The following is a 16,337-nucleotide window of genomic DNA, read 5'->3' as shown; positions in this document are numbered from 1 at the left end:
GGCTCCTTCTGGAGTCAGGGAGGCCGCCGCGAGTGACGGCATGGTCGAGCCGTGACCGCGGCGGCGCGGACTTTTGAGAGCATAGCTCATTGTTACCTATACTCACAATGAATCGAGTCCTGATAAACTGCGATCATGCCCACCCCCGAGACATCCGGCCTCCTCGCGGAGCAGTTGCTGCGACTGACCCGCAGGCTGCATCGCGCCCAGAAGCGTCATATGGAGCCACTGGGCATCACCCCCGCCCAGTCCCGCCTGCTGCGCACCGTCTCCCACAGCGACCAGCCGCCGCGGATGGCGGACCTGGCGCAGCGCCTCGAGGTGGTCCCGCGCGCCGTGACCACGCTGGTGGACGCGCTGGAGGCGCATGGCTCGGTGCGCCGCGCACCGGATCCGTCCAACCGCCGGGTGGTGCGCATCGAGCTCACCGACACCGGGCGGGCGACGCTGCGCGCGCTGCGCGAGGCGCGCCGAGCCGCCGCGGAGGACATCCTGGCACCGCTCAGCGATCAGCAGCGCGACGCGCTGGGCGATCTGCTGGACACCCTCTCCGGCACCCCGGGCCACCGCTGCTGAGGTCGCGGTGACAGGCATCCGGACGCGGTGAATGAGCGGCTGCCGTGGTGAAAGCGCTGCTGGAGGCGGGGGAAGTACGGTGCGGCGCCGTACCACGGCGCTACCGACTTCCCCTGCGCGAATACGGCCTTCAAGCCGTACTCCCCGACGAGCCGGGCCATGGCGCCGAGGACCGCGGACGATGCGAGCCGCGCGAAGGACGCCGGGACACGGCCGGTGCCGCGCTCAGGCGGCCAGATGCGCCTTGTCCCCCATGACCACCACCGGGTGCAGCTTGGGGTCGAGGTTCTTCAGCAGATACTCCATACCGGACTTGGAGAGGCTGACACAGGCCGAGGTGCCGCTGCCGTGATCCATGTGCAGCCAGATGCTGCCGCCCTTGCTCTGCCCTTCGGGCCGGGTCTGGTCGAGCGGCGAGGCGCCCTTGACCCGGTTGTAGTCAATGGCGATGACGTAGTTGAAGTCCGTCCAGTGGGACTTGGGCCAGTAGTGGGGCGCCGCGAAGGAGCCGGAGGCGGTGTACGGCAGCCGGGCGCCGGGGTCGGGCAGCACCCCGCCCGCGTCGCTGAGCGTGTAGACGCCGACCGGGCTGCGCTTGTCGCCCTCGTGATGGCTCGTCGTCCAGCCGCGCTTGCCGTTGTGCGCCGTCCAACTGTGGGTCCGCTCCCATGCCTTGCCCTGCTTGGTGTAGAGGACCACGGTGGCGTCCGCGGAGTTCACCCCTTTGCCGTAGACCGCCACGACCTGACGGGACTGCTCCGGGATCCGGGACTGGAGCCTGTCCCCCACATCCGGGATACGCGTGGGATCCGGCGTGGGCGCCCCGCCGCGCAGCGCTTGCTTGCCCGAGGTTCCGCCCTTGTCACCGCCGCTGTCCCCGCCGCCGTTGCCGCAGGCAGTGAGAAGGACAAGGGCCGCGGCGGCCGCGGCCGCCGCGCGCATGGACATCGTGCCGGAGATTCGCATGTCCCCATGGTCCCACCTGCGCAGGACGGTGCCGTATGCGGGATTGGCGTGTTCCGGCCGCTCCCGGGAAAACCAGTTGAATTCCGCACCGTGGGAACGTCAACCTTTCACGTCTCCTACCAGCCCTCCGCAGCCCGCCCGACCTTGGGACGTCATGCACATTCGCGATCTTCCGTATCCCGACCCCGGCCGACCCGACGTACGGTCAGGTCCGCGGTTTCTCTTCTGGCTGGGCAGGAATCAGTTGGGCGGGCAGGTCAAGGCGGCCCTGTGGGGGCTGGTGCACATGGCCGCGCTGGTGTCCTTCCCCATCGCCATCGGCTTCGGTGTGCAGGCGGTCGTGGACCGCTCCGGCTCCCGGCTGGCGATGGCCGGAGCGCTGATGGTGGGGCTCACCGTGCTCACCGCGCTGGGGGACGCCATGCTGCACCGCGCGGCGGTCACCAACTGGATCACGGCGGCGGCACGGGTGCAGCAGCTTCTGGCCCGCAAGGCGGTGGAGCTGGGCTCCGCCCTCACCCGGAAGGTGGCGGCCGGTGAGGTCGTCGCCGTCTCCACGGGCGATGTCGAGAAGATCGGCTGGTTTGTGGAGGCCCTGTCCCGCTTCACGGCGGCGGCGATCACCACCGTCGCGGTCTGCGTGGCCCTGATTTTCTACCAGCCGGCGCTGGGAGTGGTGGTGGCGGTCGGGGTGCCCGCACTGGCGCTGGCCGTGCTGCCGCTGCTGCCGCGCGCGGCGCGCCGGGCGGATGAACAGCGGGAGAAGGCGGGCCGGGCGACCGAGTTGGCCTCGGACACCGTGGCCGGGCTGCGGGTGCTGCGGGGCATCGGCGGGGAGGAGCTGTTCCTGGGCCGCTACCGGCATGCCTCGCAGGAGGTGCGGATCGCGGCGGTGCGCAGCGCGCGGATGTGGGCGCTGATCGCGGCCGTGCAGGTCGCGCTGCCGGGGCTGCTGCTGATCGGTGTCGTCTGGTACGGGGCGTCGCTGGCCCGCGACGGGCGGATCGAGGTGGGCGAGCTGGTCACCGTCTACAGCGCGGTGACCTTTCTGCTCTTCCCGCTGCGGCACTTCGAGGAGATCGCCATGGCGTACTCCTTCTCCCGGCCCTCGGCGCGGCGCGCGGCCCGGGTGCTGGCGCTGCGGCGCTCCTCCCCGGACAGCGAGGCCGCGGCCATCGTGGACGGCGGCGAGCGCGGGGAGGTGCAGGAGGCCACCGCACCGCTCGGCGGGGATCTGTACGACCCGGCGAGCGGGATGCTGGCGCCCAGCGGGCTGCTGACCGCGGTGGTGTGCGGCGACCCGGACGCGGCGGGGCGGCTGGCCGACCGGCTCGGCGGACATCCCGCCCACGACGGCCCGGACGACCGGGACCACGACCGGGCACCGTCGGCGCTGCTGGGCGGGGTCGCCCTGGACGAGGTGCCGCTGACCGCGGCGCGCGCGGCGGTGCTGGTGCAGGACAAGGATCCGGTACTGCTGTCGGGGGCGCTCGCCGAGCTGCTGGATGTGCCGAGGTCCGGCGAGGTCACGGCGGATAAGGCGCTCGAGGCGGCCCAGTGCGGCGATGTGCTGGACGCGCTGGCGCAGGCGTCGGCGGCCGAGGGGGATGACGCCGGACCCATGCACACCCGGATCAACGAGCGCGGCCGCTCGCTCTCGGGTGGCCAGCGGCAGCGGCTGGCACTGGCCCGCTCGCTGGTGACCGATCCGGAGGTGCTGGTGCTGGACGAGCCGACCTCGGCGGTGGACTCGCATACCGAGGCGCGGATCGCCGACGGGGTGCGGGGGCTGCGGGCGGGCCGGACGACCATCGTGCTCACCTCCAGCCCGCTGCTGCTGGACCGGGCCGACCGGGTGGTGTTCGTGCCCGACGGCGAGGCGGCGGGGGTGGGCACCCATCGTGAGCTGCTGGGCAGCGATCCCGCGTATCGCGCGGTCGTCACCCGCGAGACGGAGGACGAGGCCGCCGTGCGGCGGGCCGGGCGGGGCACCGGACCGGCCGGACACGGCCTGAAGGACACCGGACACGGTCTGAAGGACATCGCGCAGATCGAGGAACAGATCGAGGAGTCGGCATGATCGGCGTGGCACCGCCCGGCTACGACCCGGCCGCACCGGAGTCGGCGACGACGCTGCCGGTCGGCACACCCACCACCGTGCGGGCCTATGTGCGTGAGCTGCTGCGGCGGCATCGGGCCGCGTTCACCGTGCTGATGGTCGTGAACGCGACCGCGGTGATCGCCTCCATGGTCGGCCCCCAGTTGCTGGGGGGCCTGGTCGAGGACCTCTCCCAGGGTAAGGAGGATCTCCACATCGGCCGCATCGTGGCGCTGTTCACGGTGGCGCTGGTGGTGCAGACCGTGTTCGTCCGGATGGTGCGGCTGCGCGGGGCCGTGCTGGGCGAGGAAATGCTGGCGGATCTGCGGGAGGACTTTCTCGTACGGTCGGTAGGTCTGCCTCCGGGGGTGCTGGAGCGGGCCGGGACCGGGGATCTGCTCTCCAGGATCACCACCGATATCGACCGGCTGGCGAACGCGATGCGCGAGGCCGTGCCGCAACTGGCCATCGGCGTGGTGTGGACCGGGCTGCTGCTCGGCGCGCTGACATTGACCGCTCCCCCACTGGGTCTCGCGGTGCTGGTGGCGCTTCCGGTGCTGGTGATCGGCTGTCGCTGGTACTACCGGCGCGCGCCGAGCGCCTACCGCTCCGAGGCGGCCGGCTACGCGGCGGTGTCCGCGTCCCTCACCGAGAGCGTGGACGCCGGGCGGACCATCGAGGCCCACCGGCTGGGCGACCGGCGGATCGCCCAGTCCGAGCTGCGCATCAAGCAGTGGACCGCGTGGGAGCGCTATACGCTCTGGCTGCGCTCGGTGCTCTTCCCGGTGATCAATGTGAGCTACACGCTGATCACCGGTTCGGTGCTGATGATCGGCGGCGTCTGTGTGATGCGCGGCTGGATGTCGATCGGCGAGCTGACCACCGGGGCGCTGCTGTCGCAGATGCTGGTCGAGCCGATCGGGCTGATCCTGCGCTGGTACGACGAGCTCCAGGTCGCGCAGGTGTCGCTGGCCCGGCTGGTGGGCGTGCGGGAGATCGAGGAGGGCCCCGCCGACGCGGGGGTGGTCCCCGGCGGCCGTGAGGTGCGGGCGGACGAGGTGCGGTTCGGATACCACGAGGGCAGCGATGTGCTGCACGAGGTGTCCATGAAGGTGCCTCCGGGAACGCGGCTGGCGCTGGTGGGCCCCTCCGGGGCGGGGAAGTCCACCCTGGGGCGGCTGCTGGCCGGGATCTACTCCCCGCGCACCGGCCGGGTGACCCTGGGCGGGGCGGAGCTGGCGCGGATGCCCGCCGAGCGGGTGCGTGAGCATGTGGCCTTGGTCAACCAGGAGCACCATGTCTTCGTGGGCTCGCTGCGTGACAATCTGCTGCTGGCCCGCGCCGTCGCCAAGGACGCCGAGCTGTGGGCGGCGCTGGGCGCGGTCGACGCCGACGGCTGGGCCCGTGCGCTGGCCGAGGGCCTGGACACCGAGGTCGGATCGGGCGGTCTGGCGCTCACCCCCGCACAGGCGCAGCAGATCGCGCTGGCCCGGCTGGTGCTCGCCGATCCGCATACGCTGGTGCTGGACGAGGCCACCTCGCTGCTGGACCCGCGGGCGGCGCGCCATCTGGAGCGGTCGCTGGGCCGGGTGCTGGAGGGCAGGACCGTGGTGGCGATCGCCCACCGGCTGCACACCGCGCATGACGCGGATGTGATCGCCGTGGTCGAGAGCGGCCGGATCACCGAGCTGGGCAGCCATGACGAACTCGTCACGGCGGACGGGGCCTACGCCGCGCTGTGGCGCTCCTGGCATCAGTGATGAGGGTGGCCGCGCCCCGGCGCGGCCACCCCGGTCCCGTCCTGGATTCAGATGATGCCGAGGGCGGCCAGCCCGCCCACGCCGCCGAGCAGCATGAAGACCGGCATCAGCACCTTCAACTCGACCCAGCTTCCGGCCCGGAACCGCATCCCCTTCGGCGGGCCGAGCGCGTACCAGCGCTTGCGGCCTATCGGGATGGGCCACAGGATCGGGCAGCCGGAGACGGTCAGCGCGTCCCCGATGTCGTGGACCAGGGCGCCGAGCACGATCGGCAGGCCGAGCCAGAGGTACTCCTGGCCCGGTGCGCTGAACAGCCAGTCCGAGCCGTTGCCCGGCCGGTGCAGCACATCGGCCAGGATCCAGGCGCTGGCCGCGCCGAGCAGCCATACCAGGACGTCGCTGGAGACCCGGGCCGCGCGCCACAACAGCCCCTCGACGGCCAGCACCATATGCACGAAGAGGATGCCCAGCACCGCCCAACGCCCGCCGACCATGGCGAGCGCCGAGGCTCCGGCGCCGATCAGCACCGCCCATACCCAGGTGTGGGTGAGGGTGCGGTGGCCACCCGAGCGGCGCGGGTCGCCCGGCTTCCTGGTCGCCTTGTAGACGGAGTACGAGAGCTTGTCGATCACCTCGCACAGTGTCCGTGAGATGGGCCCGAAGGCGCGCGATATGGTCGCCGCCTTGTGGTCGAGGTCGGGGGCGAGCGCCGCTCCCGCGCAGATCAGCGCGCCGGCGACCAGCACCGGCCAGGGCATCGAGTGGCCGGCCGCCGCGGCCGCCGCCCCCACCCCCAGCCAGGCCGCCGCTCCGGACAGCGAATGCGCCGGTCCCATCATGGTCGTACCCCGCCCCTGTTCTTTCCCGCTTCCGTGCGGGAGTTGACTGCTTCGGCCCGGCACAGCCTAGCCGCGGGCGATCTTCGTCCGCACAGCCGGTTCCCGTCCCGGCGGGGAAACCAGGCAGTATAGGTGCGTGACTCTTATCGATCAGCTTCCGAGCGACGCCGACCCCGACGCACTTTTCGAGGCGTTCTCCACCTGGGTCGAGGAGCGGGGCATCTCGCTGTACCCCGCCCAGGAGGAAGCGCTGATCGAGGTGGTGTCCGGGGCGAATGTCATCCTGTCCACCCCCACGGGATCGGGCAAGAGCCTGGTGGCGGCCGGCGCCCACTTCGCCGCGCTCGCCCGGGACCAGGTCACCTTCTACACCGCGCCGATCAAGGCCCTGGTATCGGAGAAGTTCTTCGAGCTGTGCAAGCTCTTCGGCACCGAGAACGTCGGGATGCTGACCGGTGACGCGTCGGTCAACGCGGACGCGCCGGTCATCTGCTGTACGGCCGAGGTACTGGCGTCCATCGCCCTGCGGGACGGCAAGGAAGCCGATATCGGCCAGGTGGTGATGGACGAGTTCCACTTCTATGCGGAGCCGGACCGGGGCTGGGCGTGGCAGATCCCGCTGCTGGAGCTGCCGCAGGCGCAGTTCATCCTGATGTCGGCGACGCTCGGTGATGTGAGCCGGTTCGAGGGGGATTTGACCCGGCGCACCGGGCGGCCCACCGCGGTCGTGCGGTCCGCGACCCGGCCGGTGCCGCTGAGCTATGAATACCGGACGACGCCGCTGACCGAGACGCTGACCGAGCTGCTGGAGACGCAGCAGGCGCCGGTCTACATCGTGCACTTCACCCAGGCGGCGGCGGTCGAGCGGGCCCAGGCGCTGATGAGCATCAATATGTGCTCGCGCGCCGAGAAGGACGAGATCGCCTCGCTGATCGGCAATTTCCGGTTCACCACCAAGTTCGGCCGGAATCTGTCCCGTTACGTCCGGCACGGGATCGGCGTGCACCATGCGGGCATGTTGCCCAAGTACCGGCGGCTGGTGGAGAAGCTGGCGCAGGCCGGGCTGCTCAAGGTCATCTGCGGTACGGACACCCTCGGCGTGGGCGTCAATGTGCCCATCCGCACCGTCCTGTTCACCGCGCTGACCAAGTACGACGGTCAGCGGGTGCGGACGCTGCGGGCCCGGGAGTTCCACCAGATCGCGGGCCGGGCCGGCCGGGCCGGCTTCGACACCGCGGGCTTTGTGGTGGCCCAGGCGCCCGAGCATGTCGTCGAGAACGAGAAGGCGCTCGCGAAGGCCGGGGACGATCCTAAGAAGCGCCGCAAGGTGGTCCGCAAGAAGGCGCCGGAAGGGTTCGTCAACTGGGGCCAGAACACCTTCGAGAAGCTCATCGCCTCCGAACCCGAGCCGCTCACCTCCCGGTTCCGGGTCACCCACGCGATGCTGCTGTCGGTCATCGCCCGGCCCGGCAACGCCTTCGAGGGGATGCGCCGCCTGCTGGAGGACAACCACGAGCCGCGCAAGAACCAGCTCCGGCACATCCGCCGGGCGATCGCGATCTACCGCTCGCTGCTGGACGGCGGGGTGGTCGAGCAGGTGGAGCCACAGGGCGCCGACGGTGCGGACGGAGCCGCCCCGATCGTCCGGCTGACGGTGGATCTTCAGCAGGACTTCGCGCTCAACCAGCCGCTGTCCACCTTCGCGCTGGCCGCGTTCGAGCTGCTGGACCCCGAATCGCCCTCCTACGCCCTGGACATGGTCTCGGTCGTCGAGTCGACGCTGGACGACCCCCGGCAGATCCTGGCGGCGCAGCAGAACAAGGCACGCGGTGAGGCGGTCGCCGCGATGAAGGCGGACGGCGTCGAGTACGAGGAGCGCATGGAGCGGCTCCAGGACATCTCCTACCCCAAGCCGCTGGAGGAGTTGCTCTTCCACGCGTACGGGCTCTACCGCAAGAGCCATCCCTGGGTCGGCGACCATCCGCTGTCGCCCAAGTCGGTGATCCGCGACATGTACGAACGGGCGATGACCTTCACCGAGTTCATCTCGTTCTACGACCTGGCGCGGACCGAGGGCATTGTGCTGCGCTACCTGGCCAGCTCCTACAAGGCGCTGGACCACACCGTGCCGGACGATCTGAAGTCCGACGACTTCCAGGACATCGTCGCCTGGCTCGGCGAGATGGTGCGGCAGGTCGACTCCAGCCTTCTGGATGAGTGGGAGCAGCTTGCCAACCCGGAGGACGAGTCGGCGGAGGAGGCGCAGGAGCGCGCCGACCAGGTCAGGCCGGTCACCGCGAACGCCCGCGCCTTCCGCGTGCTGGTGCGCAACGCGATGTTCCGCCGGGTGGAGCTGGCCGCCCTGGACAAGGTCGCCGAACTCGGCGAGATGGACGCCGACTCCGGCTGGGACGAGGATGCCTGGGCGGAGGCGATGGACGGGTACTGGGAGGAGTACGAGGAGCTCGGCACCGGGCCGCAGGCCCGCGGGCCGAAGCTGCTGCTGATCGAGGAGGACCCCGAGCACGGCCTGTGGCGGGTGCGGCAGACCTTCGACGATCCGAACGGCGACCACGACTGGGGCATCTCGGCGGAGGTCGATCTCGCCGCCTCCGACGAGGAGGGCCGGGCGGTGGTCCGGGTCACCGACGTGGGCCAACTGTAGCCTCCTGGACGCGGTCCACGCCGAGGACCGACCCGGCCCCCTCAGTGAAGGAGCACCAGCGATGACCAATCCCGCCGAGCGCCTGGTCGATCTGCTCGATCTGGAACGGATCGAGCAGGACATCTTCCGCGGCCTCAGCCCCGATGAGTCGCTCCAGCGGGTGTTCGGCGGGCAGGTGGCGGGCCAGGCGCTGGTGGCCGCCGGGCGGACCACCGACGGGCTGCGCCCGGTGCACTCGCTGCACGCGTACTTCCTGCGGCCGGGGCGGCCGGGTGTGCCCATCGTGTACCAGGTGGAGCGGATCCGGGACGGGCGCTCCTTCACCACCCGCCGGGTCGTCGCCATCCAGCAGGGTCGCACGATCTTCAATCTGACCGCCTCCTTTCATTCTCCTGAGCCAGGTATCGAGCAGCAGTTGCCGATGCCGGAGGTGCCCGGGCCGGAAGGTCTGCCGAGCCTCGCCGACGAGGTCCGCTCGCATCTGGGAGCGCTCCCCGAGGCGTTCGCCCGCATGGAGCGCCGGCAGCCCTTCGACGTCCGCTATGTGGAGCGGCTGCGCTGGACTGACGAGGAGCTCAAGGGCGTGGAGCCGCGCAGCGCCGTATGGATGCGCGCGGTGGGGCCGCTCGGGGACGACCCGCTGGTGCACACCTGCGCGCTCACCTATGCGAGCGACATGATGCTGCTGGACGCGGTGCGGATGCCGGTCGAGCCGCTGTGGGGGCCACGGGGCTTCGACATGGCCTCGCTGGATCACGCCATGTGGTTCCACCGGCCGTTCCGCACCGATGAGTGGTTTCTCTATGACCAGGAGTCGCCCGTGGCCACGGGCGGCCGGGGACTGGCGCGCGGCCGGATCTACGACCGTGCGGGCCATCTGCTGGTGTCGGTGGTGCAGGAGGGGTTGTTCCGCCCGCTGCGTCCTGCCGAAGGAGCCGCAGAAGGAGCCACCGACGGCGGCTGAGCGCCCCCGGGGTGTGTGCCGCACCGTGGCTCATCGCCTGCCGACCAGCTTCTGCCACAGGCTCCGCGGGCGGCCCGGAGCCTGGATGCGGTCCTCGAGCGGCCGATCCGCCCCGGTGTGCGGGCGCGGCGCGGGCCGGGCCCGGCGGGCGTCGCCCAGTGAGGAGGCGAGGGCGGCCCGATAGCGCCGGATCTCCCGTGGGTCGTCGGCCGTGACCACCGCGTCGATGACGTCCCGGACCGCGCCGCCCTCGGGGCGCGTCCGGACGAGTGCGGGGCGCAGCTCCCGCAGATGTGCCCGCTCGTACGGATCGGCCACGGCCGTGGCCAGTTCGACGGAGCCCAGCACCGAGGCCAGCACCGCGGCCCGCTCCCAGGGGTCCTCGGTCTGGGCGAGCAGCCGGCCGATCCTGCGGCTGCGCCATTGCGCCGCCCGCCAGTCCTCCCCGGCGGCCAATGCGGCGCTCAGCCCAGGCGGCGTGCGGCCGCTCAGCAACTCCGGCTGCCTGATGGCGAACTCGGTCAGCTCCGACGCCAGATAGAGCCATACGACGGCCCGATAGCGATTGACATAGAACCGGACGGGGGCGAAGAAACCCCCGCGCGCGAGACGGGTGAGCCGGCCCTGGCTGATGCCGAGCAGCTCCGCGCCCTCCGCCGTGCCGACCACGCGCAGGCGGACGATGAGCGCCTCCGGGAAACCCTCGGCGGTGGTCACCCGCCTCAGCTCCTCGCACGCCACCCGCCGGCCCAGGCCGGTGCTGACGGTGCGCACCTCTCCCAACTGCACGGCCAGCTCGAACTCTCGCGATTTGAGCCCGAGCGCCCGGGCCGCCACGCCGAACCCGACGCTCTCGCCCGATCCGCCCGGCTCCGCCAACCCACCAGGGTCTCCCGGCCCGCTCGCCTGTCCCGGTACGCTCGGCTCCCCGAGCCACTCCGGGCTCCATGGCCCCTGGCTCTCCCGCGGCTCCTGATCCATCCGCACTGCCATGGCGACGTCCTCCCCCGCACTGCCTCAATCACTGACAGTGACGACGATAGTCGCGAAGCAAGAGGGTCGGTCAGCCCTGTGGATAACTTTCGCGCGGCCTCAGCCGGGTGTGCCGGTTTCCTGCCTGGCCTCGACTCCCAGGTGTTCCCCCACCCGGTTGACCAGCAGCGCCATCTCGTAGGCGACCTGCCCCACATCGGAGTCCGGCCCGGTGAGCACACACAGACAACTGCCGTCCCCCGCCGCCGTGACGAAGAGGACGCCCTCGTCGAATTCGACCATCGTCTGCCGCACCCGGCCGGTCCGGAAGTGGTGCCCGGACCCCTTGGCGAGGCTGTGCAGTCCCGAGGCCACCGCGGCCAGGTGCTCGGCGTCCTGGCGCACCAGTGTGGAACTCGCCCCCGTCACCAGCCCGTCGTTGGACAGCACCAGCGCATGCCGTATCTCCGCGATCCGCTCGGTCAGGTCATCCAGTAACCAGTCGAGCCCCTTGTTCACTGCCATATCCGATTCCTCCCCGATTCCCCTTCATCTGCGTGCCAGCCTTTCTCACTGCCGCCGTCTGGGCAACCCGCCCCGCCCGGCACCCCACGGTTGTGCGCTGATTGACGCAGGATGGGGACATGGCACAGAACATGACCAAGGATCAGTGGCAGAAGTTCCTCATGGAGGGCACCCGCACCGCGAAGCTGTCGACCGTGCGGGCCGACGGAAGCGCGCATATCGCCCCCGTGTGGTTCCTGCTTGACGGTGACGACCTTCTCTTCAACACAGGTCAGGAGACGGTCAAGGGACGCAACTTGGCCCGGGACGGCCGGGTCGCCATCTGCGTGGACGACGACAGGCCGCCGTTCGCCTTCGTCACCCTGCGGGGTCAGGCCGAACTCATCGACGATCTGCCGCAGGTCCGCGAGTGGGCAACCCGGATCGCCGCCCGTTACATGGGCGAGGACCGAGCGAAGGAGTTCGGCGAGCGCAACGGCGTGCCGGGCGAGCTGCTGGTCAGGGTGCGCATCGACAAGGTGCTCGCGCTCGCCGGGGTCGCCGAGTAGCAAGATTCGACCGAAATCCAACCCTTCATGACGCACCCCCGCCCATCCGACGTTTACGGGCGCATGAGGATCTTTATCGCACCGTCCTCCTTGTGCTGGAACATCTCATAGGCGCGGGGTGCCTCCTCCAGCGGCATGCGATGGGGGGCGAACCCGTCGACGCCCAGCGGGTCGAGACGGCCTCGACCAGGTCCTCCTGACGGGAGAAGTCATTGAGGTCATGGACCTCGACGCCGTCGGCGCGCGCTCGGCGCAGCCGTTCGGGGACGAGGTCCACTGCGATGACCCGGTCGGCCATGCCCCGGACCTTCGCCACCCGGCAGGCCATGATCCCGATGGGGCCCAGTCCCAGGACCGCGAGCGTGCCGCCGCGCGGAATCCCGGCGTACTCGACGGCCTGCCATGCCGTGGGCAGCACATCGGAGAGATAGACGTAGCGGTCGTCCTGGACTCCTTCGGGCACCTTGATCGGGCCGTACTGGGCCTGCGGCACCCGCAGATACTCCGCCTGGCCGCCGGCCACCGCGCCGTAGAGCTTGGTGAAGCCGAAGAGCTCCGCGCCCATGCCGTGCTCGGTGACCTGGGTGGTCTCGCACTGCGTCGGCAGACCGGAGCGGCACATCCGGCAGTGTCCGCAGGCGATCTGGAACGGAACCACCACTCGGTCGCCGGGGCTGATGTGCGTCACCTCAGGACCGGTCTCCTCCACGATGCCCATCGGCTCGTGGCCGAGGATGTCGCCGGGGTCATGAAGGGCGTGAGCACCTCGTACAGATGCAGGTCGGAGCCGCACAGCCCGGTGGTGGTGATCCGGACGACCGCGTCCGTCGGCTCCTTGATGATGGGGTCCGGCACCGTCTCGACCCGCACATCATGCCGGCCCTGCCAGGTCACCGCTCGCATCGCCGCATCCCTTCGCCGTGGTCGTCGGCATGGACCTCCGCGGGTCGTTCCGGGTACCCCGGCGGATCCGGCCGAAGCGTCGGCGGAACCACGGCCCGCGCCGCCGGCCCACCAGGTCCACGAGCCGGGATGTCTCCTCGGCGACCACGGCCGGTTCGGCGCCCACGGTGCCCAGAACGGCCAGGCACGCGCCGTCCGCCAGCGCCGCGACGACGAGGAGACCGGCCGCCATCTCGATCATCGTCCGCCGGGGCGGGCCGCCGCGCCCCCGGCGCCCCGCACTCGCGGCGACGCTGTGGAATCCGGAGGCGACGGCGGCCAGGTGCTCGGCCTCCCGGCGGGAGAGCCCACGGGACGCGCTGACGGTCGCCCCGTCCCGGGAGAGCACCACGGCATGGCGTACGCCTCCGGCTCCGGCCACCAGATCGTCCAGGATTCGGTCGAGATCGGCCATGGAGCGTGCGGCGGCACTGCGGGGCTTGGTCATGGGCGGTCTCCCTCGGTCGGGATGCGCCGCGCCGGGCGGCGCTCCAGGTCCCCCCTGAGCCAGGGACGCTAGACCCGGCGGGGGTGCACCTTGGGGGCGCATTACGGAACCTGTTGAAATTTGACAGAGTCAGATGCCAGAGCGATCGGTAAGCGTCCGAATCTGCACTCGATACGGGCGTAGGCTGCTTGCTCATCGCATCGCTTCACCGTCGTCGTCCAAGGTGTCCCGAGGAGTTCCCGTGCCACATGAGCCCTCCCACGGAAACAGCGCGGCCGATGTGAGGGACTTCTTCACCCCCCGAGCGGCCGACTGGGACAGCCGCTTCCCGGACGACGGCCCCGCCTACGCCGCCGCCGTGGCCGACCTCGGGCCGCGGACCGGGGACGCGGTCCTCGACGCGGGATGCGGGACGGGGCGCGCGCTGCCGGCGCTGCGCGCCGCGGTCGGTCCCGAGGGGACCGTCCTCGGCGTGGACCTCACACCCGCCATGCTGGACGCCGCCCGGCGCGAGGGCCGGGACGGCTTCGCGGGCCTCGCCCTCGCCGATGTGGCGCGGCTGCCGCTGCGCGACGGCTGCCTCGACGCGGTGTTCGCAGCCGGGCTGGTCTCCCATCTCGCCGAGCCCGGGCCGGGCTTGCGGGAACTGGCCCGGGTGGTGCGCCCCGGCGGGCGGCTCGCGCTGTTCCATCCGGTGGGGCGGGCCGCTCTCGCCGCCCGCCACGGCCGTCCGCTCACCCCCGACGACCTGCGGGCGGAGCCCCAGTTGCGACCGTTGCTGGCGGGCGTCGGCTGGCGCCTGGAGTCCTACGTCGACGAGGACACACGCTTTCTGGCGCTTGCCGTCCGCGGAACCGACTAACCGGCTAGACGGGCCCGACCCGACCGGTCAGGGCTGATCCGCGTTCGCCGCCGCGAAGCCGGGGGCGTCATCGAACATCACGTTGTGCCCCGCTCCGGATCGGTGTGGTTCACGTCGGACGCCCGACAGTGCACCGGTAATACATCGTTCTCGATGTATTACGTCTACGAGGTACAGCGGTCATACGGCACAATACGGCCATGCTCGAACTCGCCATCCTGGGCTTCCTCCACGACGCTCCCCAGCACGGTTACGAGTTGCGCAAGCGCATCGCCGCGCTGACCGGACATGTGAAACCCGTGGCCGAGAGCACCCTCTACCCGGCGATCAAGCGGCTGGAGAAGGCCGGACTGCTGGCTCGCCGGACCCAGCCGGGCGCGGGAGCCGCCCCCCGGCACGTCCTCACGCTGACCGCGGAGGGACATGCGGAGCTGCGCCGCCGACTCGCGCATCCCGCGGACATCGACATCACCGACGAGAACCGCTGGTTCACCCTGCTGGCGTTCCTGCGGCATCTCGACGACCCGTCGGCACAGGCGGAGCTGCTGGAGCGCCGGATGGCCTTTCTGCGGCAGCCGTCGAGCTTTTTCTACGAGGGCGACCGCCCGCTGCGGGCCGAAGAGGTGGAGGACCCCTTCCGGCGCGGCATCCTCACCATCGCCCGGGCCACCGGCCAGGCCGAACTGTCCTGGCTGCGGCGCACGCTCGACACGCTCCGCGCGGCGACCGACGACTGAGGGCGGACCGCGGCCCGATGTCTCGACTCCATGGCTACTGGGTGGTTAAGGTGCGCGACGACGGATCGCCCTTCGGATCCGCATGCGCAAGAGGAGGCTGTCGTGCCCGCCACGGAGGAGTCAGGCGACGAGGCACTGTATGTGCTGACCGCGGTGCTGCTGACACCCGCTCAATTCCCGAGCGTGCTCGGTGACGACTATCCCGAGGCATGTGCCGTGCTCGGGCTGGAGCCGTACGAGACCGGCTACGGACTGGTGCTGGGGCAGGACGGCGGCGGCGCCCGCTGGACGGTGGTCACCGACGATGTGTCACTGGTGGCGTGCGCCATCGCCACCTGGGACTGCGGTATGGAGTACGCCCTGGCCATCGACGACCGGACGGTGGTCGCCTCCCTTCCCGGCTGGCCGCTCGCGGTGGCCGTGGCCGCTCCGGGCGTACCGGCTCCCCATGACCCCGCTCCCGGCGCCGAGCTGGGGGCGGACGTCTCCCGGGCGCCGCTGACACCGCCGGACTCCGAGCGATGGGGCCCGGCGCAGCGGCGGCTCGGCGCCGATGAGATCGCGCTCCAGTGGGCGATCTGGCGTGAGCAGGTCGACAGCGATGTGACGTTCGTGGCCCCGGGCGAGAAGCCGCACGGGGGCGTGCGGCGGGTGCTCGAGGAGGCGCGCGGCTATCTGGCCTCGCCCCCGCCGGCGGGCCGGATCCGTTCGGCGTTCGCCTCCGGTGACGCGCGGACGCTCCGGGCCGACGGGCCGGGCTGGAGCATGGTGGCCCGGACCGACGACATCGCCTTCGTGCTGCTGGACGACGCTCCGGGCGAGGTGCTGCCAGTCGGCCGTGGTCCCGAGCTGCCGGAGCTGCTGACGGCCCTGGACAAGCTGGCCATGCGACCCCACTGAGAGCACCACCTCGCTGAGACCTGAGCGGCGGGCCGGGCAACCCCGCTGAGAGCCTGAGCGCCCTCCTCCGTCCCGGCCGGTCAAGGACGCCGAGCGCATGGCCCGCCGCCCGTACGGTCGCCACTGCCCACCGCGTCCGGGCCCCGGGCCTCAGCCGGGACATGGCCGCTCCCCTGCTCGGCCGGGCCCCGAACGGGGTCGCGGGCGGTCCGCGATCGGTACTGCACGGTCACTCCCGGCTGCGCGCCGCCCGTGGCCCCGAGCCCGGCCGGCCGCCTTCCGCGGCCGCGCTCGGCGGCCCGGCCGCGTCAGCGGCCGAGCTGCTTGCGGGAGACCCTGTGCAGCCTGCGGCGCTGGGACGAGTCGAGCAGCAGATAGGCCGCCGCCGGCACCCCCACGATCACCAGCAGCGCCGCCCAGAAGGGCAACACCCAGAGCAGGATCACACCTGCCACCACACCACCGGTGGCGACCTTCGCGCGTGTGGACATTTCACCCGCCTCCTTCACGGCCCATAGCCGCACTCACTCCACAC

15 protein-coding genes and 1 pseudogene are annotated in these 16,337 nt (G+C 71.2%); 9 read left to right on the top strand and 7 right to left on the bottom strand.

From position 1 onward, the window contains the following. Positions 1 to 135 precede the first annotated feature (135 nt). Entirely contained in the window at positions 136 to 576 is a 441-nt protein-coding gene (locus ACK1X7_RS44330; protein ID WP_385150924.1) for a MarR family winged helix-turn-helix transcriptional regulator, read from the top strand. 225 nt (positions 577 to 801) lie between these two features. Here the strand turns inward: ACK1X7_RS44330 and ACK1X7_RS44325 are convergent, their stop codons facing one another. Further along, positions 802 to 1,542 (bottom strand): L,D-transpeptidase family protein, encoded by a 741-nt coding sequence (locus tag ACK1X7_RS44325; RefSeq protein ID WP_385150927.1) that lies wholly within the window; start codon positions 1,540 to 1,542, stop codon positions 802 to 804. Between the two features lie 154 nt (positions 1,543 to 1,696). Between ACK1X7_RS44325 and ACK1X7_RS44320 the strand changes: the two genes are divergently transcribed. Together ACK1X7_RS44320 and ACK1X7_RS44315 are read left to right on the top strand one after the other, a co-directional pair. Next, positions 1,697 to 3,622 carry an ABC transporter transmembrane domain-containing protein gene (locus ACK1X7_RS44320; RefSeq protein ID WP_385150930.1) on the top strand — a complete coding sequence of 642 codons (1,926 nt, stop codon included), beginning with the start codon at positions 1,697 to 1,699 and terminating at the stop codon, positions 3,620 to 3,622. Further along, complete coding sequence (locus tag ACK1X7_RS44315) at positions 3,619 to 5,400, top strand: ABC transporter ATP-binding protein (protein ID WP_390795012.1); 1,782 nt, start codon at positions 3,619 to 3,621, stop codon at positions 5,398 to 5,400. The genes ACK1X7_RS44320 and ACK1X7_RS44315 overlap by 4 nt, the downstream gene beginning before the upstream one ends. A gap of 47 nt (positions 5,401 to 5,447) precedes the next feature. On the opposite strand, the gene ACK1X7_RS44310 is transcribed toward ACK1X7_RS44315, so the two are convergent. Then, complete coding sequence (locus tag ACK1X7_RS44310) at positions 5,448 to 6,239, bottom strand: metal-dependent hydrolase (RefSeq protein WP_385150936.1); 792 nt, start codon at positions 6,237 to 6,239, stop codon at positions 5,448 to 5,450. 136 nt (positions 6,240 to 6,375) lie between these two features. Here ACK1X7_RS44310 and ACK1X7_RS44305 point away from each other — a divergent pair, with 136 nt between their 5' ends. Further along, entirely contained in the window at positions 6,376 to 8,904 is a 2,529-nt protein-coding gene (locus ACK1X7_RS44305) for a DEAD/DEAH box helicase (protein WP_413116619.1), read from the top strand. Positions 8,905 to 8,965: 61 nt separating this feature from the next. Next, the gene (locus ACK1X7_RS44300) at positions 8,966 to 9,868 is read left to right on the top strand and encodes an acyl-CoA thioesterase (protein ID WP_385150942.1); all 903 of its coding nucleotides are present in this window, start codon (positions 8,966 to 8,968) and stop codon (positions 9,866 to 9,868) included. Positions 9,869 to 9,898: 30 nt separating this feature from the next. Here the strand turns inward: ACK1X7_RS44300 and ACK1X7_RS44295 are convergent, their stop codons facing one another. Then, a complete protein-coding gene (locus ACK1X7_RS44295) occupies positions 9,899 to 10,861 on the bottom strand; it encodes a DUF6397 family protein (protein ID WP_413116618.1) in 963 nt (320 codons plus the stop codon). 99 nt (positions 10,862 to 10,960) lie between these two features. After that, on the bottom strand, positions 10,961 to 11,365 hold the full coding sequence (locus ACK1X7_RS44290) for a roadblock/LC7 domain-containing protein (protein ID WP_014057270.1): 405 nt from the start codon (positions 11,363 to 11,365) through the stop codon (positions 10,961 to 10,963). A gap of 119 nt (positions 11,366 to 11,484) precedes the next feature. On the opposite strand from ACK1X7_RS44290, the gene ACK1X7_RS44285 reads away from it, so the two are divergent. Beyond that, the gene (locus ACK1X7_RS44285; RefSeq protein ID WP_385150948.1) at positions 11,485 to 11,913 is read left to right on the top strand and encodes a PPOX class F420-dependent oxidoreductase; all 429 of its coding nucleotides are present in this window, start codon (positions 11,485 to 11,487) and stop codon (positions 11,911 to 11,913) included. A gap of 53 nt (positions 11,914 to 11,966) precedes the next feature. Here ACK1X7_RS44285 and ACK1X7_RS44280 read toward each other — a convergent pair. Together ACK1X7_RS44280 and ACK1X7_RS44275 are read right to left on the bottom strand one after the other, a co-directional pair. Further along, positions 11,967 to 12,816 (bottom strand): annotated as a pseudogene (locus ACK1X7_RS44280) (alcohol dehydrogenase catalytic domain-containing protein). Then, positions 12,785 to 13,303 carry a roadblock/LC7 domain-containing protein gene (locus tag ACK1X7_RS44275; protein WP_385150951.1) on the bottom strand — a complete coding sequence of 173 codons (519 nt, stop codon included), beginning with the start codon at positions 13,301 to 13,303 and terminating at the stop codon, positions 12,785 to 12,787. Before ACK1X7_RS44275 ends, ACK1X7_RS44280 begins: the two are co-directional and overlap by 32 nt. Before the next feature lie 241 nt (positions 13,304 to 13,544). Here ACK1X7_RS44275 and ACK1X7_RS44270 point away from each other — a divergent pair, with 241 nt between their 5' ends. The 3 genes from ACK1X7_RS44270 to ACK1X7_RS44260 all read left to right on the top strand — a co-directional run bounded on the left by ACK1X7_RS44270 (position 13,545) and on the right by ACK1X7_RS44260 (position 15,802). Then, positions 13,545 to 14,165, top strand: a complete 621-nt coding sequence (locus tag ACK1X7_RS44270) for a class I SAM-dependent methyltransferase (protein WP_385150954.1) — start codon at positions 13,545 to 13,547, stop codon at positions 14,163 to 14,165. Between the two features lie 200 nt (positions 14,166 to 14,365). Continuing rightward, the gene (locus ACK1X7_RS44265; RefSeq protein WP_398159572.1) at positions 14,366 to 14,902 is read left to right on the top strand and encodes a PadR family transcriptional regulator; all 537 of its coding nucleotides are present in this window, start codon (positions 14,366 to 14,368) and stop codon (positions 14,900 to 14,902) included. 102 nt (positions 14,903 to 15,004) lie between these two features. Then, positions 15,005 to 15,802 carry a hypothetical protein gene (locus ACK1X7_RS44260; protein ID WP_390795008.1) on the top strand — a complete coding sequence of 266 codons (798 nt, stop codon included), beginning with the start codon at positions 15,005 to 15,007 and terminating at the stop codon, positions 15,800 to 15,802. A gap of 308 nt (positions 15,803 to 16,110) precedes the next feature. Here ACK1X7_RS44260 and ACK1X7_RS44255 read toward each other — a convergent pair whose 3' ends face one another. Then, positions 16,111 to 16,293: a hypothetical protein gene (locus ACK1X7_RS44255; protein WP_014057263.1), complete on the bottom strand. Its 183-nt coding sequence runs from the start codon at positions 16,291 to 16,293 to the stop codon at positions 16,111 to 16,113. Between the last annotated feature and the right edge of the window lie 44 nt (positions 16,294 to 16,337).

It is taken from the genome of Streptomyces sp. CY-1, from assembly GCF_047218265.1.
In the GTDB taxonomy this organism is placed as follows: Bacteria; Actinomycetota; Actinomycetes; order Streptomycetales; family Streptomycetaceae; genus Streptomyces; species Streptomyces niphimycinicus.
Note: the sequence above shows the minus strand (reverse complement) of the source record. Positions and strands in the feature narration are given on the sequence as shown.